Annotated in this window: 14 protein-coding genes; 8 read left to right on the top strand and 6 right to left on the bottom strand. The window is 35.2% G+C overall.

From position 1 onward, the window contains the following. Positions 1-106: 106 nt before the first annotated feature. The 5 genes from ACO05S_RS12910 to ACO05S_RS12890 all read left to right on the top strand — a co-directional run bounded on the left by ACO05S_RS12910 (position 107) and on the right by ACO05S_RS12890 (position 8,230). On the top strand, positions 107-4,504 hold the full coding sequence (locus ACO05S_RS12910; RefSeq protein ID WP_421918422.1) for a translocation/assembly module TamB domain-containing protein: 4,398 nt from the start codon (positions 107-109) through the stop codon (positions 4,502-4,504). 153 nt (positions 4,505-4,657) lie between these two features. After that, positions 4,658-6,046, top strand: a complete 1,389-nt coding sequence (gene nhaD / locus ACO05S_RS12905; protein WP_421918421.1) for a sodium:proton antiporter NhaD — start codon at positions 4,658-4,660, stop codon at positions 6,044-6,046. 127 nt (positions 6,047-6,173) lie between these two features. Continuing rightward, positions 6,174-6,884 (top strand): MotA/TolQ/ExbB proton channel family protein, encoded by a 711-nt coding sequence (locus ACO05S_RS12900; RefSeq protein ID WP_421918420.1) that lies wholly within the window; start codon positions 6,174-6,176, stop codon positions 6,882-6,884. 6 nt (positions 6,885-6,890) lie between these two features. Further along, positions 6,891-7,283 (top strand): ExbD/TolR family protein, encoded by a 393-nt coding sequence (locus ACO05S_RS12895; protein ID WP_421918419.1) that lies wholly within the window; start codon positions 6,891-6,893, stop codon positions 7,281-7,283. A gap of 2 nt (positions 7,284-7,285) precedes the next feature. Next, on the top strand, positions 7,286-8,230 hold the full coding sequence (locus tag ACO05S_RS12890) for a cell envelope integrity protein TolA (protein ID WP_421918418.1): 945 nt from the start codon (positions 7,286-7,288) through the stop codon (positions 8,228-8,230). A gap of 92 nt (positions 8,231-8,322) precedes the next feature. Here the strand turns inward: ACO05S_RS12890 and ACO05S_RS12885 are convergent, their stop codons facing one another. Next, on the bottom strand, positions 8,323-9,093 hold the full coding sequence (locus ACO05S_RS12885; RefSeq protein ID WP_421918417.1) for a sulfite exporter TauE/SafE family protein: 771 nt from the start codon (positions 9,091-9,093) through the stop codon (positions 8,323-8,325). Between the two features lie 159 nt (positions 9,094-9,252). Continuing rightward, positions 9,253-10,533, bottom strand: coding sequence for a serine hydroxymethyltransferase (gene glyA, locus ACO05S_RS12880; RefSeq protein WP_421918416.1), 1,281 nt, complete (start codon positions 10,531-10,533; stop codon positions 9,253-9,255). Between the two features lie 419 nt (positions 10,534-10,952). On the opposite strand from glyA, the gene ACO05S_RS12875 reads away from it, so the two are divergent. From ACO05S_RS12875 to ACO05S_RS12865, 3 genes are all read left to right on the top strand, one after another. Continuing rightward, positions 10,953-11,435: a hypothetical protein gene (locus tag ACO05S_RS12875; protein WP_421918415.1), complete on the top strand. Its 483-nt coding sequence runs from the start codon at positions 10,953-10,955 to the stop codon at positions 11,433-11,435. 34 nt (positions 11,436-11,469) lie between these two features. Next, positions 11,470-11,976, top strand: a complete 507-nt coding sequence (locus ACO05S_RS12870) for a hypothetical protein (RefSeq protein WP_421918414.1) — start codon at positions 11,470-11,472, stop codon at positions 11,974-11,976. A gap of 132 nt (positions 11,977-12,108) precedes the next feature. Then, positions 12,109-12,720 (top strand): hypothetical protein, encoded by a 612-nt coding sequence (locus ACO05S_RS12865; protein ID WP_421918413.1) that lies wholly within the window; start codon positions 12,109-12,111, stop codon positions 12,718-12,720. Positions 12,721-12,854: 134 nt separating this feature from the next. Here ACO05S_RS12865 and ACO05S_RS12860 read toward each other — a convergent pair whose 3' ends face one another. The 4 genes from ACO05S_RS12860 to ACO05S_RS12845 form a co-directional block, all read right to left on the bottom strand. Then, positions 12,855-13,979, bottom strand: a complete 1,125-nt coding sequence (locus tag ACO05S_RS12860) for a glycosyl hydrolase (protein WP_421918412.1) — start codon at positions 13,977-13,979, stop codon at positions 12,855-12,857. A 110-nt stretch (positions 13,980-14,089) separates the two neighbouring features. Next, positions 14,090-15,688: a glycoside hydrolase family 43 protein gene (locus ACO05S_RS12855; protein WP_421918411.1), complete on the bottom strand. Its 1,599-nt coding sequence runs from the start codon at positions 15,686-15,688 to the stop codon at positions 14,090-14,092. A 94-nt stretch (positions 15,689-15,782) separates the two neighbouring features. Continuing rightward, positions 15,783-17,456, bottom strand: coding sequence for an MFS transporter (locus tag ACO05S_RS12850; protein ID WP_421918410.1), 1,674 nt, complete (start codon positions 17,454-17,456; stop codon positions 15,783-15,785). 31 nt (positions 17,457-17,487) lie between these two features. Further along, positions 17,488-19,353, bottom strand: a complete 1,866-nt coding sequence (locus ACO05S_RS12845) for a right-handed parallel beta-helix repeat-containing protein (RefSeq protein ID WP_421918409.1) — start codon at positions 19,351-19,353, stop codon at positions 17,488-17,490. Positions 19,354-19,438: the final 85 nt, after the last annotated feature.

Raw genomic sequence — 19,438 nt, 5'->3', positions numbered from 1 at the left:
TTCTTTTTAGCTAAGTTTGTGCAACTCACAAAACGGCAAAATTATTAAAAAATTCTTCAAAATATCAATTTGGACATTTGTGGTTATCATTATGATTCCCTGCATCATGTATTTGCTATTCTTAAGCAGTACGGTTCAAACTCATGTAAGCAGAAAAATTGCCAATTATTTATCTGAGCAAACCCATACGCCTATTCGTATCGAAGGGGTAAATATCTCTCCTTTTAAAAGTATTATATTAAAAGGATTATATATTGAGGATTACCGAAAAGACACATTAATATACATTGATCATTTAAAGGCAAAAATAGATTCCTTTAATATCAATAAAAAAGAACTTTACCTTAATAAATTAACACTCTCCAAAACTTTTATCAATCTTTACGAAGACGAAAATAAAATCTTAAACATTGAAGCTTTTCTGGATTCATTATCAAATGGAAATTCCTCTTCAGAGCTTGATTCTACCCAAAAATCGTGGAATGTTACGCTAGCAAATGTTGATATGAAGAATTCCAGTTTTGGTTACAAAACCGCTGACTATGTGCCTCAAACCTTTGGAATGAACTACGATGACATTCACGTTACAGATTTAAACATTCAGGCTCGTGACATTAAGGTAGAAAATGATTCTGTTGGATACTTTATTCAACATCTTAGCTGTAAAGAAAAATCAGGCTTTGTGTTAAAGGATTTTAATGCAAAAAACTGGTTTACAAATCATCAATGGGGGTTTTCTGATGTTACAATTGTTTCGGAACATAGCAAACTAATAGCTGAGCATCTCTTTTTTAATTATGAACCTCATCAGGGATATTGGGCTAAGTTTACCAAAAAAATGCAACTTAATTTTCTTTTACAATCCTCGCGCATTAGCTTTTTGGATCTTGCTTATTTTAACGAGGAATTGCTAGGCTTTAGGGAAACAGGTTATTTATCGGGTAAATTATACGGTACAATTTATGATTTAAGAGGACGTGATATTGATATCGTTTATGGCAACAATACTACTTTAAAAGGCAAATTCTATATGAATGGTTTACCTTATCTGCACGATTCATATCTCGAGGCTGATTTTAAAGAGTTAACTACCAGTATATCGGATATTGAGAAGGTATATATTCCTGGCTATTCCAAAGAACACTTTAACCTTCCGGATTATTTTAAGAATTTAGGATTGATTAAATACAAAGGGAAATTTAATGGATTTGTTAATGATTTTGTGTTTTATGGAAACTTTGATACTGATTTAGGAAATATTAAAACGGATATACTTTTTAAGCCAAATAAAGTAAACAACAGGCTTGATTTTAATGGGGATTTAAGAAGCTATGATTTTAATTTAGGTGGGCTTATCGAGCAGGAAAAAGTTGGCAACATCTCCTTGAATGTTTCTGTAGGTGGCTTTAGCTCAAAAAGTACAACGCAGGGTGTGATGAAAGGAAATATCAGTAAAGTAGAGTTTTACGATTACGAATATGAAAATCTTTCATTGAATGGTTTTTTCTCTAAATCGCAATTCGATGGAAAGATATCTATTGAAGACCCAAATATAGGATTTGATTTTGCCGGGAAAATTGACTTTTCACAGGAAATACCAACTGTTAACTTTAGCTCGCATCTTTATCATGCAAAACTATTTCCTTTGCATCTTAACACAAAAGATCAAAAAGCGGAGCTTAGCCTTTCGGTAAATGCCAATTTTACTGGTAGCGGATTCGACAATGCTAATGGTATTATCGAAATCAATAACACGAAATACAAAAACAGCTTGGGCAATTTTCTGCTAAACAAGTTTACAATCAACGCTTTTACCTCGCCACAATTCAAAAGAATTATTTTAAATTCGGATGTCTCTGATGCTAAAGTTGAAGGAAATTACGAAGTTGTTAAATTGGTTTCGTCCATTGCAAACCTTGCCTATTACTATTTGCCTGCTTATGCTCCCAATCAAGAATACGTTAAAACTGATAGTACAAATAATTTTAAGTTTCAACTTAAATTAAAAGATACCGAACCAATCACTTCAGTATTATTCCCTGATTTTAGTATCGCACCGGAAACAAACCTTAAAGGTGAAATATCAGCAATTAACAGAACGCTTAACATTCATTTCGACACTCCTAAACTTATGCTTGAAGGTAAATCCTTTGATGAGTTGAAAATTGACCTTTCGGCTGATAGTGAAAAACTGATTTTAAAAGGACGAACCAATAAATTTATTTTCTCAGATCAACTTGGATTATACAATCTATCACAAAAAATTACTGCCCAAAAGAATAAGGTACAGCTTGACGTTTTATGGAACAATTGGGATCAAGTAACCTATAGTGGCTCCTTATCGGCAAAAGCTGAGGTTGAAAAATCAAAAGAGTCAGGAAATGCAAAATGGAACATCAATCTGCTGCCAAGCACCATTATTATGGCTGACAGTATTTGGTCTATTCCTGAATCCAAAATTATTATTGATAGCACAAGCTACGAGATAAATGACTTTAAAATTGCTCGCGAAAATCAATTCTTTGGACTTGACGGAAAAATCTCAAGCCAGCCTAAGGATAGCGTAAACTTTAAAATTCATAATATTAGTCTGCAAAACTTAAATGATCTTACTCGCGAACAAAACATAGGAATTAACGGAACTGTTAAAGGCTATGTGCAAATTTCGGATTTTTATGGCGATCGACTTTCAAACTCGAATGTTATGATCGAAGATTTGGTTCTTAACAATGATACGCTGGGAAACCTTTTCGTAATAAGCGATTGGGATAAGTACCAAAAGAAACTCAACTTTTCTTCCTTTACAGATTTTTCTTCTCATAAAGAACTTGATTTGAAAGGTGATTATTTTCCTAACAGCGATTCGTTAAATATGGATATCAAAATCAATAAAATGAGAATGGAGTTGCTAAATCCTTATTTGCAAGAAAACATATCCGGCATAAAAGGGAATGCCTCTGGAAGTGTACATATCGAAGGGCATACCGATGATTTAAAGTCGTATGGTAAACTAAAATTCGACAAGACCGAGTTTTCCATTAATGATCTTAAAACAAGCTACTATTGTAACGATAGTATCAGCATTACACCAGGAGAATTGCGCTTCGAAAATTTTAAAATTAGTGATAAAAACAAGCAAGAAGCAATACTCTTTGGCACCATTTCTCATGAACAATTCAATAATTTCAATTTAGACTTATCGGTTAATACACTTAATTTTAATATACTGGATACCAAAGAATCGGACAACGAACTGTTTTATGGCGAGGCGTATGTAACTGGTATTACTCATTTGTACGGACCAGTTTATGATCTGGAAATTGAAATTAGAGCCAAAACCGATAAAAACACCCGAGTTTACGTTCCTATAAATAATAATGGAGATATTCAGGAAAGCAACTTTATTACGTTTGTGAATACAAACCGAACTGAGCAATCACCAAACGAAGAGGAATATAAAATTGATTTATCTGGTATTCGCATGAATTGTGACCTTGAAATCACTCCTGAAACCGACATTCAAATTATTTTTGATTCTCAGATTGGTGATGTTCTTAAGGCCAAAGGCAATGGAAACCTAAAACTTGAAATTGATACCAAAGGAGAATTTAAAATATTTGGCGATTACACAATTCAGAAAGGAAGTTATCTTTTTACATTGCAGAATGTTATTAATAAAAAATTCGACCTGGCCAATGGAGGTAATATCAAATGGGCTGGTGATCCTTACAATGCTACAGTTAATATTGATGCAATGTATAATGTTAAAACTACACTATACGATTTACTCTTAAATACTCCTTATGTGGATATTAGCAGGAAAATTCCGGTTCAGTGCAAAATGAACTTGAGTCAAAATCTTGAAAACCCTATTATCAAGTTTAATATTGCTTTCCCAACCTTAGATCAACAAACGCAAAGTATTCTGGAAGGATTATTTTCAACTGAAGATGAAACCAATAAACAAATTCTATCTCTTTTGGTTCTAAATAGATTTTATACACCGGAATATCTTCGCTCGACCGACCCCGATTTCGAAAACAAAAACTCGAGTTATGCTGTTGGTGTTACTACTAGTGAATTATTATCAAACCAATTGTCCAATTGGTTAAGTCAGATTAGTAATGACTTTGATATTGGTGTAAGCTACCGTCCAGGCGACAACCTAACCAGTGATGAAATTCAGGTGGCTTTGTCAACTCAGGTATTCGACGATAAAGTAACCATTAATGGTAATGTTGGAACAAGTAATAGCCAAGAAAGAGCCAATGATATTGTAGGCGATGTTGATGTAAATATCAAACTTGATAAAAAAGGAAAATTACAATTAAAAGCATTTACCAGATCAAACGAATATTTGGTATACGAAGAATCAAGAAACACCCAAGGAATCGGGATTTTCTATAAAGAAGATTTTAATACTTTTTCCGGATTACTTAAAAAATACCTCAGCTTTCTGCAAGGCAATAAGAACAAAGAGATCAAGAAAGATTCTTCGAAATAGAATAACTTTAAATTCACATCATCAATGTTTTACAGCAGAATTTCTTATGCATTTTTTTCTTTTATTGCTGACCTATTTTTGAAAAGCAAATATTAGTATATTAGCGCATCAATTTTTGAGAAAAATTTAAACACTTAAAATAATCAGATTATTATGTTCGCATTAATGGTTGTGGTTTTTGTTCTGGGTTATACAGCAATTGCGCTAGAACATCCACTAAAAATTGACAAGGCAGCATCCGCTCTTTTAATTGGGGTGTTAACATGGACTATCTACGTATTTGGTGGGGTAGATATCCTTTCTTCAGGCATGAGTAGAGCTTGGAATGAATACGTTGCGCATAATCCAGGAATGGATAATGCACATGGCATGTTAGATTTTATTACTCATCATGAGGTTCTTCATCACCTTTCTGAAATTTCTACAATTCTATTCTTCCTGCTGGGCGCAATGACAATTGTTGAGATTGTTGATCAACACCAGGGTTTTAAGATCATTACCGATAAAATTAAAACTACCAACAAAGTAAAATTACTTTGGGTATTGTGTATTTTAACCTTCTTTATGTCGGCTGCTCTTGATAACTTAACTACTACCATTGTTATTGTAGCATTAATCCGTAAACTTATCGATGACCAGAAAGACAGATGGTTCTTTGCTTCTATGGTAGTATTAGCAGCCAATGCGGGTGGTGCATGGTCTCCAATTGGTGATGTAACTACCATTATGCTATGGATTGGTGGTCAGGTTACAACAATCAATATTATTACCCGAGTAATCGTTCCAAGTTTATTTACAATGATTGTTCCGTTGATAATTGTAAGCACTTACCTTAAAGGAAATGTGACTCGTCCCGCCATTGCTGCAGGAGAAAACATAGAATATACTACCCATAAAGAGAGAATAACTATACTTTGTTTAGGTGTTGCATCACTACTATTTGTTCCGGTTTTTAAAACAGCAACACACTTGCCTCCATACTTGGGAATGCTTTTCGGTTTGGGTTTAATGTGGGTAGTTACAGAAATTATGCACAAGAATAAAGATCAAGAATTCAAAAGTCGTTTAAACGTAACCGGGGTCTTAAAAAAAGTGGACGTTCCAACTGTATTTTTCTTCTTGGGTATTCTTACGGCTGTAGCAAGTTTACAATCTGCTGGTCATCTTGATATATTAGCTTCTTGGTTAGATAAAAATGTACATGACATTTATGTTATCAACTTGATTATTGGTGTGCTTTCCTCAATTGTTGACAATGTTCCGTTGGTAGCTGCTGCTATGGGTATGTATCCTATCGAGGGTGTCGAAGCTGTTGGTTATGCAACTAACTTTATGCAGGATGGCTTATTCTGGGAATTTCTTGCATACTGTGCTGGTACAGGTGGATCAATGCTGATCATAGGATCGGCTGCTGGTGTTGCAGCAATGGGGATGGAAAAAATCGACTTCATTTGGTATTTGAAGAAGATTACACTTCTTGCGTTTATTGGATATTTAGCTGGTGCCGGAGTGTACTACTTGCAAGCAATACTATTGCATTAGAATAAACATTTAAATTCCCTGTTTTTATATTCGGGAATAAAATCAATAATATTAATTTAGCGAGATATAATATTCCGTATTATATCTCGTTTTTTTATGTATTAGATCAAACTAGAAAACATCGTATATGAATTATCTATCGCTTATTGCAGGTGTACAGGGAATGGCTCAAAATGAACTGCCTATTGAGGAGCAAGGAGCCGAAGCAACAGAACTAACTCTAAATTTTGTTGATTTGGCCTTTAAAGGTGGCTGGATCATGATTCCAATTTTTGCCCTCTCGGTAATTGCCATGTACATTTTCCTGGAACGATTTTTTGCCATCCGTAAGGCTACAAAAGAGGATGCTAACTTTATGAATAGAATTCGTGATTATATACATGAAGGCAAAATAGATTCAGCATTGTCATTGTGTCAATCCAAGGATACGCCTGTATCAAGAATGATTTCGAAAGGAATTAAACGCATTGGAAGACCCTTAAATGATGTAAACGCTGCAATCGAAAATATCGGTAATCTGGAAGTATCTAAATTAGAAAAAAACTTACCAACCCTTGCCACTGTGGCTGGAGCTGCGCCTATGATTGGATTCCTTGGTACTGTAATGGGTATGATTCAGGCATTCTACGACATGTCAAATGCAGGAAACAATATTGATGTTGGATTACTTTCAAGTGGTATATATCAAGCAATGGTAACTACCGTGGCAGGTCTTACAGTTGGTATTATCGCATACTTTGCTTACAATATCCTGGTTGCAAAAGTTGAAAAAGTGGTTTTCAATATGGAAGCAACAACTACCGAATTTATGGATTTGTTGAATGAACCTATCAAATAAAAAAATATGGCTCTAAAAACAAGAAATAAAGTAAGTGCAGCTTTCAGTATGTCTTCCATGACTGATATTGTGTTTCTATTGCTGATTTTCTTTATGGTAACATCCACATTAATTAGTCCGAATGCTCTAAAATTACTGCTCCCAAAAAGCAGCAACCAAACAGCAGCGAAACCAATTACTACGGTATCCATCGATAAGAATTTTAATTTCTATCTTGAAACTACACCAGTACCTTTTTCGCAATTGGAACACAAATTGCAGCGAAAACTCTCGAATGAAGAAGATCCAACAATTTCACTTCACGTTGATAAATCGGTACCCATGGAGCAGGTGGTTAAGGTGATGAATATAGCAAAAAACAACAAGTATAAATTGATATTGGCTACACGAGCGAAATAGATATGGAAGAATCCAAAAACAAGAGAATAGGATTTGCCGGCACAATGTTTTTCCACATTGGATTAATCGTGCTATTGTATTTTCTGGGCTTTCGTACTCCCCTCCCACTTCCCGAAGAAGAAGGGATTCTTGTAAATTTTGGAAATTCTAATCAAGGTGTTGGCAGAAGAGATCCTGCTCCTTCTAAAGCTAAGAAGAGAGTTGCTGCTGCTAATCCTGTTTCAGTCCCTAAAGCAGCATCGGCAAAATCAGAAGCAGAGCCAAGCTCTGCACAAGAAAAAATATTGACACAGGATACCGAAGATGCCCCTGACTTGCCATCAGCAGAGGAAATTGCCATGAAAAAAGCTGCCGCGGAAAAAGCAAGAAAGGCAAAAGCCGAAAGAAATCGATTAGCACAACTAGAAGCGGATAGGAAAAGACAGGAAGAAATCCGCAAACAACAAGAAGCCGAAGCTGAAAGAAAACGGCTGGAAGAAATTGAACGCAAAAAACGTGAGGAGGCCGAACGCCAGGCAAAGATTGATGCCATAAACAATCGTGCTAAAAATGTATTTGGACAAGGAAATTCTTCAAGCTCTTCGCAAGGTGTAAACAAAGGGTCAGGCAATCAAGGGAAAGAAAATGGATCATCGAATTCTGACAATTACAGTGGCACTGGATTAGGAAGCAAAGGGGTTTCTTACGATTTACAAGGGCGTAATTCTCTATCGATACCTAAACCCCAAACCAATCTGCAGGAAGGTGGAAAAGTGGTTGTGGAAATTACGGTAGATAAAAATGGGAAAGTGGTAAATGCTCGTCCTGGTATGCCTGGATCTACCACAAGTAATTCCGCACTATTCGATGCTGCCAGAAAAGCAGCTCTAAAGGCTAAATTTAATTCTGATAGTAGTGCTCCCGCTTATCAGAAAGGAACTATTACCTATGTTTTCCAGCTGAATTAGTAGTTACAAAGTTCTAAAATTGATGTGAAAAACGTAATTCATAATTTTTTCCTGACGATCACAATCTATAAAACACTGTCCTTTCTTGATACTTAAATGAAGCCAATCATTTCGTAAAACCCTAAAAACTTTAAAGAGGCAAACACGATTACTCCCAGTAGAATGTAACGAACAAATTTAGCTCCCCAACTTACAGCAAAATTAGCTGCAATGTAAGCACCTATCATATTTCCCGCTGCAAGAATAAATCCTATCTTATAATCGATTTGTCCATTCATAATGAAAACACCTATGGCAAAAGGTGTATAAAGAAGAACAATAAATACCTTAATTGCATTGGCTTTTACCAAATTAAAACCAGCGCCCAGAACCAAACCTGCCAGCAAGAAAAAACCAACACCAGCTTGTATGAATCCTCCGTAAAGGCCAATAAAAAAGAAGATTACAATTTGCCAAATACTTGGTTTTGATCTTACTAAACCAGCCTGACCTTTTACCCATGCATCAGGTTTATATAGCACAATAAAAAAGAGGAATACCAATAAGCCTCCAATGGTTTTCTCCATCATATCCTCATTGATTTCTACTGCCAAACCTGCTCCAATTACCGACCCAACTATTGCAGGAATTGCCAGCCATATTCCTTCTTTAAAATTAAATACCTTTTGTTTTTTAAAGCTACTTACTCCTACAATGTTTTGCATGAGGATGGCAATTCTGTTTGTACCGTTGGCTACATTTGCGGGTAATCCCAGAAACATTAACATTGCCAAACTAATTACTGAACCACTTCCTGCCAAGGTGTTCAAAAAACCGGCAAATACGCCTACCAATACAACCAACAAATAATAATACCATTCCATGAGAAATAACAATTATCAAATACTTAAAGTGCCTTAAGAACTTAGAGTTAGAATTTGATTCGAAACTAATAAAATTATAAAGATCTGCGTCTTAATCAAACCACAAAAAAAGGAAGAACCAAAGTTCCTCCCTTTATGTATCTAATTGGTATTATTTTCTTACCAAGCAAACATAGGACGCTCGCACATCATTTCGTTAACACGTTTACGAACTGAAGCAATTACCTCTTCGTTTTCGATGTTAGAAATTACTTCATCAATCATCTGAACGATTACCGGCATATCCTCTTCTTTTAAACCACGAGTAGTAATGGCTGGAGTACCAACACGTAGACCTGAAGTTGAGAATGGAGAACGTGAATCGAATGGAACCATGTTCTTGTTGATTGTGATATCAGCTTGTACCAATACATTTTCAACTTTCTTACCTGTAATTTCAGGGAATTTAGAACGAAGGTCGATTAACATCGAATGATTATCGGTACCACCAGATATTACCTTGTATCCTAATTTTACAAACTCATCAGCCATTACCCTAGCATTCTTCTGCATCTGGATAGCATACTCTTTGTAAGAATCAGTTAAGGCTTCACCAAAAGCTACAGCTTTAGCAGCAATTACGTGCTCCAATGGACCACCTTGCTGTCCTGGAAATACCGCAAAATCCAATACTTGTGACATCATTTTTGTTACTCCTTTAGGAGTTTTCTGTCCAAATGGATTTTCGAAATCTTTTCCAACGATGATCAAACCACCACGAGGTCCACGAAGAGTCTTGTGAGTAGTTGTAGTTACAACGTGACAATGAGGAACTGGATTGCTTAATAATCCCTTGGCAATTAAACCTGCAGGGTGAGCAATATCAGCCATTAAAATAGCACCTACTTTATCAGCAATTTCTCTTAAACGTGAGAAATCCCAATCACGCGAATAAGCCGAGGCACCAGCAACAATCATTTTAGGATTGTGCTCTAAAGCCAACTTCTCTACCTCATCGTAATCAACCAAACCGGTTTCTTCTTTTACGTGGTATGCAATTGGATTGTATAGGTTACCTGATAAGTTTACAGGAGAACCGTGAGATAAGTGACCACCATGAGACAAATCTAAACCTAGAAATGTATCACCTGGTTTCATACATGCATAAAATACAGCAGCATTGGCTTGTGCTCCTGAGTGAGGCTGTACATTAGCATATTCAGCACCGAAAAGCTCGCAAGCTCTGTCGATAGCCAATTGTTCAGTTTGATCTACAACCTGACAACCTCCATAATAACGCTTCCCAGGATAACCTTCAGCATATTTATTAGTAAGACAGGATCCCATTGCGTCCATAACTTGTTGGCTCACAAAGTTTTCAGAAGCAATTAACTCAATGCCGTTCTTCTGACGCAAGTATTCCTGATCAATTAGGTCGAAAATTTGTCTATCTCTTTCCATTGTTGTTTGTCTTTTACCCCGAAATTAATCGGATTAATTTTAATGTTTTGTTAGTGTTTTAAAGGGTTAAATTTCCATGCAAACATGACTAAGTTTCCCCTTGAAAAGATGATGCACCGCAAGATTCATTTTATTTATCCTCTCCTTAAAGTGCAGGCTCAAAATTATACAAATCAGAATATTAAAAAAATTATTTTAGGCTAATTTAAATGCTAAATATTCATTTCTAAGACATACACTCAAAATTTGTATAATATTTTGTCTGTCATTCCTTTGCAAAGGATATCATGTAAAACCAATTACTCAACCTGACAGATTCTAACAAAATCTAATAAAAGATTTATATTTTTTGTACTTATCATCTTTATCGTAAATTTATGCTTGTGAATTTAATACTCTAACTTATAAATACAACACAAATGGAAATTGTTGAAACCCAACCAAAACAAAGACCCGGATTACTAACTGTTTTATGTGTTCTTTCTTTTATTGGCAGTGGATTTGGTGTTTTAAATAACATCATGGCAATGCTTATGTCGCCTATTAAGAAATTTTTAAGCCCTGAATTCTTCGAAATGGCATTGGAAGAAGTACACCAAGAGCCAGCAAGAAAAATTATTGAGCAAGCACTCGAAATTGGACAAAGAACTCTGGAAAACATTTTTGAAATTTCTCTAACACAGTTCCTATTGTATGCTGCCAGTTTAACAGGAGCTATTTTGATGTTCCAACTCAAAAAAACAGGCTTCTATATTTATTCTATTGCGCAAATATTGCTATTATTTGTTCCTGCAATTTTTGTTGGCTTTAATTTATTTGTGAATATTGGAATATTATTCGCCAGTATATTTACAATCCTATTTATTGCCCTTTACGCAATCAACCTGAAAAAAATGAACTAATTACAATTACTCATTCTACAAAACCTATTTAGTTATGGAAGAAAATCTAACAACTATTGAAATGCCTAAGAAAAGACCCACTTTTTTAACTGTACTATGCATTCTATCATTTATTGGTAGTGGATACTTTGGTTTAATTCAACCAATTTACAACTATGCAACCTTTGAGAATACCTATGCTGAGAAAATGCAGAAAACTGCAGAGGCATTAGAGCAAATGGAAGAAGCAGGAATGGAGTCTGGTTTTTTCTATGATATGGCAGCAAATGGCATGGTACAATTAAAAGCCATGTCTGAAAATCTGGAGGCTATTACAGGAGCCAATTGTTTATTTGCATTATTGAGTTTAATAGGTGTTTTTCTAATGTTTAAATTGAAGAAGAACGGTTTTTATTTGTACTCATTTGCAAATGTTTTTTGGTTGTTGGTTCCTCTTGCCTTAATCGATTTTGATTCTATGATAATGTGGACACTTATTGGAGCTGTTATAACCGCAATATTTATAATCCTATACGCAGTCAATTTAAAACACATGAATTAAATTCTAATTTCAGATAATACTCTTAAGCCGCTTCAAACGAGGTGGCTTTTTAATACTTTTTAAAATTTTTTAACTCTTGGTAAACACAGATGTTTTGTAATTTTATGGAGCAAAATCAAAAGTACATTTATCATGAAAGGATTAAGAAAACTTTTACTCGTTAGTAGTGCTTTGTTAATTTCATTCTCTGTTTATTGTCAAAATACAGAAAACAAAACACCTCCCAAGAAAGATATTAAAGTAAACAAAGTGTATGATGAAAATGGAAATCTGGTTCGCTATGATTCCACCTACGTTTATTCATGGTCGTCGGACAGTTCTCAGCATTTTTTAAACGATTCTGCATACTTCAATAAAATGGATATGAGCAAAATGCACAAAAGAATGCAAGAACAACTCAGCCGTTTTTTTGGATCAGATAGCTTAAGACAAGGGAACAATAAACTCCCATTCTTTTCGGACGATTTTTTTAATGATGACTTTTTTGATATAGATTTCTTTAACTCCTCAATGTTTAGAAGAGATTTTCATCAAAGAGATTCAAACCAAAATGACTTTTTTAAAGAATTGGAAGAGATGATGAAAAATAGAAGACAATTCAGGCAACAACACAACTATGAAATGCAACGCGAATTGGATTCTTTACGAAATGAGTTTTTAGAACAACGTAAAAAGTATTACCAACAAAGAGATTCGATATACCGCAAACACAGAAGCAATTCAAGCGAAACAATTGATTTGTAATGCTTTTTTTACTTCACTAAATACCTTAAAACTACAATGGTTCATCCATAGCCATTGTAGTTTTTTAATTTAAAAACCCAATGATTCTAAGGATTGAATCATCGGGTTTAAACTACAGAAGCAAACATATTAACCTATTTCTCCCATAACTGATCAAACAGTTTCGGGCTTGCTTTTAAATACCTGTCGTCAGAAGTTTCCTTTATCCATTTATCTGTGATTAATGGGCTTACCTGTATCCTGGAATCAATATGCTTAAAAGGTGGATCATTGGCCCACATAGCCTGTTTATACCAATCAATATTGATATATGAAATTGCCTTCACCACATCAGGATTGTCATGAATTACCTTAAAAAATCCATCGAACCAATTGACTGCCATTTTTGCATGTTCTGGTTTATCCAAAAAACAATCTACTGGCAAGGTATCGCCTACGAACACCATGGGGGTGGCTTCTGCAATAAAGACAGGTTTTTTGTGTTTTCTGGCAAAATCAATCATTGTTTTTCCTCCTTTTACACCCCATGCAAAATGTGAATAACCACACCAATCAACATACTTATCACCCGGATACCATTCATAGTATTCTTCTATACTGGTTCCCCATCCTTTCGATTGCCACACGTAAGCAACATTGTTTACTCCCAAGGAATCGAACTTATTTCTAATTCTTTTAAAGGAAGATTTATAAAATTCTTTATCGTAATGATTCCATTCCGGGGCATCAAATTCATACCCAATTCTTAAAAATACGGGTCTTCGCCCTAAATCTTTTATCCAATTCCCCAATCTTAGAATCATATCATCATGTCCGCCTGTTGCAGTAATGCTATCATGATTAACAAGCTCTAAACCAATGGCCAAAGCACAATTCTTAAAATCCGGATCATCTATCTGCATTTGCATATTGCAATCGCCCGATCCCCAATTGTCAGTTGTCGTCAATCCATCCAATCCTTTGTACGTAATTCCTGGCGAACTATCACCAGTTCTAAAATTAGTATACATGGTAAATCCTCCAGGAATATCAAAATGATCAAAATATCCATCATTATAATCCTCTAATCCTCCAATGGCTTCCATATCCTGGCCAATAAATAGAATGCATTTTCCATCTGTGGGTTCAAATTTTTCTCTAATATCGGTTGTTACCAGCACATTGGTATCATCAGACTTCTTTGCCTTATTATTTTTACATGATACCATAATCAACAAAATAAGACACAAAATACCTACTCGTTTAAAATACTTTTTCATCTGGTTATAATTTTTTTCATTTGTCAGATGGAAGCCGCAAGATGAGAATAATCATTAGCCTGTGTGTTTAATAATTATTTTAATCATGCTCGTTTCACCTCTTCTTGATCTTATTTTTCCACATACCTAAACCAATCAAAATCTGCATACTTACCACTTCCGGTTAAATCCTGGCAGCACATGCCTACAAATGCTCCGGTAAATGCCGCTCTATAATGTAAACCATTGTCCCTTACATAATCATCCGACAAGATACTAGCATCTAATACGGGTCCAATAGCAGCCCATTCATCGCCATTAAAAGAGTAGTAAAACTGTAACTCTGTTCTATTCATATGTCCTTTCAGATAAATTCTATCTACACCTGTTATGTCGATAGCTTGATTCAATGGCTCTGAAAAATTACCATTGTCTCCTGCTATAATTTGTAAATATTTCTTTTGGATATCTTCATGGAAACTAACGTTCAGATAATACATATGCATTGTATTGTAATAGAATACCAAACCAGCCATTTGTTGGAAATTATCTGGTGAAAATTCCATACATGTTGATGCTTCGATATTAAACGCCTGAACTCTTCTGGCTATCAAACTCTGAGTAAAAAAAGAACAAAGTGATTCTCTTCCGTACAGTCGCAAAAATCCAGGTCTTTCTTCTAAGTTTGCCCAATCATGTCGGATGGGCACTCGTAAAGAAGAATAGTTTACATCCAATTTTTTACAATCAAAATCATCAGTCTCCGGCAGGGATCCAAATTCATGTTCTGGTAAGTTAGGCATTGGAACCTTTTCAAAAGGTTCATTCCCGCCTTCGCTTAAATACAACCAATTATCTTCTCGCCACTCCACCTTCTGAATACAGGTTTCGCGCCCAAGCGTGCACCTTCCCAATTTGCTTAATGGCCTTCCTCCTAAATGTACCATATACCATTCGCCATTTTGTGTTTCCACGATATCTGCATGACCTGGTTTTTGAATTGGTATGTCAGGGTTATTTTTGGATGTTACTACAGGATTATTGGGATGCAGTTCGTATGGCCCTAAGAGATTTTTAGATCTACAAAGTGTTACCGCATGTCCATACTCTGTGCCTCCTTCTGCGGTCATTAAATAGTAATAACCATTTCGTTTGTAAATATGTGGTCCTTCGGTAATACCCAATTCGCTTCCTTCAAAAATATTCTTAATCTCACCTACCAGCACTTGCTTTACAGGATCATATTCCTGTATTTGAATTCCTCCAAAAAACTTTCCACCACGGTGGTCAACCAACATATTTAACAAGTACTTTTTCCCATCATCATCATGAAACAATGAACCATCAAATCCATTACTATTTAAATAAACAGGATCTGTCCATTCTCCTGATTCTATATCATTTGTTGTGGTCAAATAGTTAGGGGTATCCTTCCAAACCCCATCAAAGGTTTTCACATTTGTATAAATTAAGTAGAAAGTGCCATCATTATAAGTTAAGCAAGGAGCCCAAACTCCACAAGAATTTGGGGCTCCCCTCATTTCCAATAATTTAGTAGTGGTTAATGCTTGGCCAATTAGTCTCCAATTCTTTAAATCTTTCGAATGATAGATTTGAACTCCCGGAAACCATTCAAAAGTAGAATTTGCAATATAATAATCATCTTCAACCCGAATAATTGAAGGATCAGGATTGAACCCTGATATAATAGGATTTTGAATTTTATTCATAACATCTGATTTTAAGTGGAATCTTTCGGAGATTGTTCCCAAACCCAATAGCCACCCCGAAAGATCCACTCCTAATTAACTAACTCTAAACCAACTAATCTATTTTAACTAATTCTTTTTCTATCTGTTCTAATGATTTTCCTTTCGTTTCAGGATAATATTTAATAACCAATGCAATACAGATCAGCATCAAAATCCCGTAAATTAAAAAGGTTAAGGAAGCACCCAATTGTTCCAACTCAATCGGTAAAATGGTAACTACCAGGAAACTTGTAATACCATTTAACGTACTGGCAATTGATATTCCCAAACCTCTAACTGAACCAGGAAAGATTTCTGACAATAAAGCCCAGGTAATCGGCCCTAAAGAAATTGAAAACCCAATAACAAAGGCTAAAATTGAGATCATAACTAGTATAGATTTAATATCAATACTAACATCTAATAAATCATCTTTGTAGGTTGAATACACTGAAAAAGCAAGCTCCTTTAAAAAACTTTCTTGGTCAAGATTTTTATCCTTTAGCTCATTAATTGTGCTTAAAAATGCGACATTTTTTGTATAAATTTTTTCAGCACTATTTCTAATGTCATCTCTAAATGCATGGAAAAACTCAATCTCGTTGTGATACACTTTACCCTCATATTTGGTAAGAATTTCAGCAATAATAGCATCTTCAGCTGAGCCTGAACCTGCAACTTGATTGATATCTGATTTATTGATTTGATAAGTTGCCTGTTGGAATGAATATGTCGACATTAACATAGCCAATCCCATTATTGACACACCAATCAACAACAATGGCTTTCTGCCTAACCTATCAATTAAAAACATTGAAACCACCGTCATCAACACCATAGTTATCCCAATTAAATTGGATTGCAAGAATGAACCTGATCCGCTAAAGCCAGCCAAGCGGAATATCTTTGGTGCAAAAAACATCACAGAATTAAAACCCGACGCCATCTGAAAAAATGCGACGCTAAAGCCAATTAAAATAATCAATCTCATTTTTTTACTAAACAGTTCCTTCCATTGAGAGCGAATTCCATTAACGGCATTTGTTTCAGAAGATATAGTAGTTTTTTGAATCTGACTCAACTCCTCTTTGGCATAGTAGTCACCTCCTATTTTTGTCAATAGCCTAAGAGTTTCTTTTTCTCTTCCTCTTTGCATCAACCATCTCGGACTCTCCGGCACAAAAAATAGTAAAATGAAATAGATCCCCGGAAATATTACCCCTACTCCAAGCATATATCTCCAAATCAATTCCGGATCACTTACATATTGTAGCACAATCGAATTAATCAAATAAGCTAATAAAAAGCCTATTCCTACATTTAGCTGATTAAAGGATACTAAGAAGCCTCGTTTATTGGAAGGAGAAAATTCTGCGATAAACATAGGTACAACAACCAAACATATTCCAATTCCTAAACCTCCAATAAATCTTGAAATTAAAAAAAATGTATAATTAGGTGCCAGTCCACTTCCGATTGTACAAAAACTAAATAAAAATGCTGCTAACAATAATGATTTCTTACGTCCAATTTTATCGCTAATACTTCCTGCAGTAAATGTTCCAATAAAGGTGGCCAGCATGGCAATACTAACTCCTAATCCTTCCATAAAAGTGCCAACCTTTAAACCAAAAAATGGTCTGTAAAACTCGCTTGCACCTGAAACATTTGCTGATATTCCCAAAAGTAATCCTCCAATAGAAACTATTGAGGCCAAGAAAATTGGATACCATTTATATTGATTCATAATGAATTTATTTTAATAACTAATAGAGCTTTTAATTCTTTGGAACTTCGTTAAGAAGAATTTCCACATTTTTCGACAACAATTGAAAAGGACCAGGATATACCATTTGATGATCTAAATCCCTTCCATAATAGTCGGTATCCAAAACTCTTAGTTTAGGAAACTTCATAATTTCTGATTCTGTAATTAGCTTAAAATGATAAATGTCAGGGTTGAAACTTGCAAATGCATTCAGCTCAAAACTATTCGTTTCTTTTCCATTCTTTTGTAATTGACTCAAATGAATCATTTTCGGCTGCTTGCTAGAAACAAACAAATTGTAATCCGATGTACTTGTTGCTGATTGCAATACCACTGGCTCGGCAGCATCAATAAAAATGTTGTTTTTAACGGTATTATTTTCGGCAGTAAGTTTTTTTCCATTTAAATACCTGTCGGTAGAAACAATCGCATTTACAACGGGTGCAGTGGTGTTTGCCACTAGGTTGTGCACAACATATAAATCATCACTATCATTACCATAAATGCCGTGCCCATCTATATTCCACAAAAAGTTATTGTCAATAAGGTTGGGATACTTTGAGGCTTCAACAAATATGCCTCCTTGAATGGTTTGAATATCATGTATGATATTTTTAGTGACTCTGCTATACTGGTTATCCCAGTCCATCCATATGCCATTTCCGCCTTGAATATGATGAATATGATTGCCTCGGACTAGTGTATTTTTATTTCTTAACATTTTAATTCCTGCTACTTCCCAATAATTTTCTGCATCTTGCCATCCACAATTACAAATCGTATTGTTCTCAATTATCCCATCAACAACAGTAAAACTTCGAATACCTGCCGTTCCACAATCATAAATCCGATTGTTTCGAACTATCATACCTCCTTTTTCATCTCCTTTTCGGGGCTGAACATTAAGAGGGTTTGTATCTTCTATTTCGAATGCAAAATACCCGAATTCTAGTCCCGATGAATTGATATGTCGAATGGTATTTCCCTCTATTATCCAATGATCTCCCCCAAAAGCGGTAACAGCTCCGGTTGAAGTCCTTAAAAACCCATTTGCACAATGTTCAAAAGTGATTCCTTTAATCTGTATATAAGCTAAACCAACTTTTTGCGGCTTGAATAAATGGCTTTGTACTGCAATTTCAAAAAGGCTACTGTTAGGATCCTTACTACCAAAAGGATGAATATGAACTGATTTTGAATCTTTTCCTACCCAATATGAACCAGGAATTCTGGTTAAATCTCTCTCATTTGTTAACTGAGTCATTCTTTTTCCATCCTGAAAAAGCAAACCTCTTTTTAAATTATATGGAGGCTTTCCGATGGTTAAAACCGACCAAGGCATCCAATCATGCTCGTTGGGCAAAATATTTGGTAATGTAAATGGATTGTAACCTTTTTCGAAAAGATTTTCAGGAAGCTTACTCACCCAAACTTTTCGCGACCAAGTATTTGGGATTTCTGATTCTGGCAGAGCATCTGTAAATACCATATTTTGCAGCCACTTGGTGTTAAAGATTCTAGATCCTTTAACAATAACTCTCTCTCCTCCCATTGCCTCATAGGAAATCATCTTGTCTGCTCCTGTTCCTCCATACCATGGCTCAATCATCTCACGATACACACCAGCTCTAATCAAAACCCTCTCTCCAGCTTTTACTCGTTGTGCAGCTTTGTTAATTGTAGCAAAAGGAAAATCAAACGAGCCTAAGTTTTGGTCAGAAGCTCTTGGATGATTACAATCTACAACATAAGTTTTTGCATAACCTGTGGTGTTGCTCCATTCTTTATACCTCTCAGCACTAAATTGACCGTATGTAATCAAGTTACTTGAGACAATCATCGCTAATATTAGTAAGGTTTTGTTGAATTTTTCCATAAAAATAAGTCCATACAATAACCATTATCATTTCAATATCATAGAAACAATTGATGTCTTTGGGGAAAGACTTATTGCTAAGCCT

The organism is Marinifilum sp. (assembly GCF_965230805.1).
GTDB lineage: Bacteria > Bacteroidota > Bacteroidia > Bacteroidales > Marinifilaceae > Marinifilum.
Note: the sequence above shows the minus strand (reverse complement) of the source record. Positions and strands in the feature narration are given on the sequence as shown.

What these genes read in the sequence shown, in the direction of transcription:
- glyA (WP_421918416.1), bottom strand. Translation starts at nt 10,533, where the DNA reads ATGGAAAGAGATAGACAAATTTTCGACCTAATTGATCAGGAATACTTG.
- ACO05S_RS12900 (WP_421918420.1), top strand. Translation starts at nt 6,174, where the DNA reads ATGAATTATCTATCGCTTATTGCAGGTGTACAGGGAATGGCTCAAAAT.
- ACO05S_RS12885 (WP_421918417.1), bottom strand. Translation starts at nt 9,093, where the DNA reads ATGGAATGGTATTATTATTTGTTGGTTGTATTGGTAGGCGTATTTGCC.
- ACO05S_RS12895 (WP_421918419.1), top strand. Translation starts at nt 6,891, where the DNA reads ATGGCTCTAAAAACAAGAAATAAAGTAAGTGCAGCTTTCAGTATGTCT.
- ACO05S_RS12855 (WP_421918411.1), bottom strand. Translation starts at nt 15,688, where the DNA reads ATGAATAAAATTCAAAATCCTATTATATCAGGGTTCAATCCTGATCCT.
- nhaD (WP_421918421.1), top strand. Translation starts at nt 4,658, where the DNA reads ATGTTCGCATTAATGGTTGTGGTTTTTGTTCTGGGTTATACAGCAATT.
- ACO05S_RS12845 (WP_421918409.1), bottom strand. Translation starts at nt 19,353, where the DNA reads ATGGAAAAATTCAACAAAACCTTACTAATATTAGCGATGATTGTCTCA.
- ACO05S_RS12890 (WP_421918418.1), top strand. Translation starts at nt 7,286, where the DNA reads ATGGAAGAATCCAAAAACAAGAGAATAGGATTTGCCGGCACAATGTTT.
- ACO05S_RS12910 (WP_421918422.1), top strand. Translation starts at nt 107, where the DNA reads ATGTATTTGCTATTCTTAAGCAGTACGGTTCAAACTCATGTAAGCAGA.
- ACO05S_RS12860 (WP_421918412.1), bottom strand. Translation starts at nt 13,979, where the DNA reads ATGAAAAAGTATTTTAAACGAGTAGGTATTTTGTGTCTTATTTTGTTG.
- ACO05S_RS12870 (WP_421918414.1), top strand. Translation starts at nt 11,470, where the DNA reads ATGGAAGAAAATCTAACAACTATTGAAATGCCTAAGAAAAGACCCACT.
- ACO05S_RS12850 (WP_421918410.1), bottom strand. Translation starts at nt 17,456, where the DNA reads ATGAATCAATATAAATGGTATCCAATTTTCTTGGCCTCAATAGTTTCT.
- ACO05S_RS12865 (WP_421918413.1), top strand. Translation starts at nt 12,109, where the DNA reads ATGAAAGGATTAAGAAAACTTTTACTCGTTAGTAGTGCTTTGTTAATT.
- ACO05S_RS12875 (WP_421918415.1), top strand. Translation starts at nt 10,953, where the DNA reads ATGGAAATTGTTGAAACCCAACCAAAACAAAGACCCGGATTACTAACT.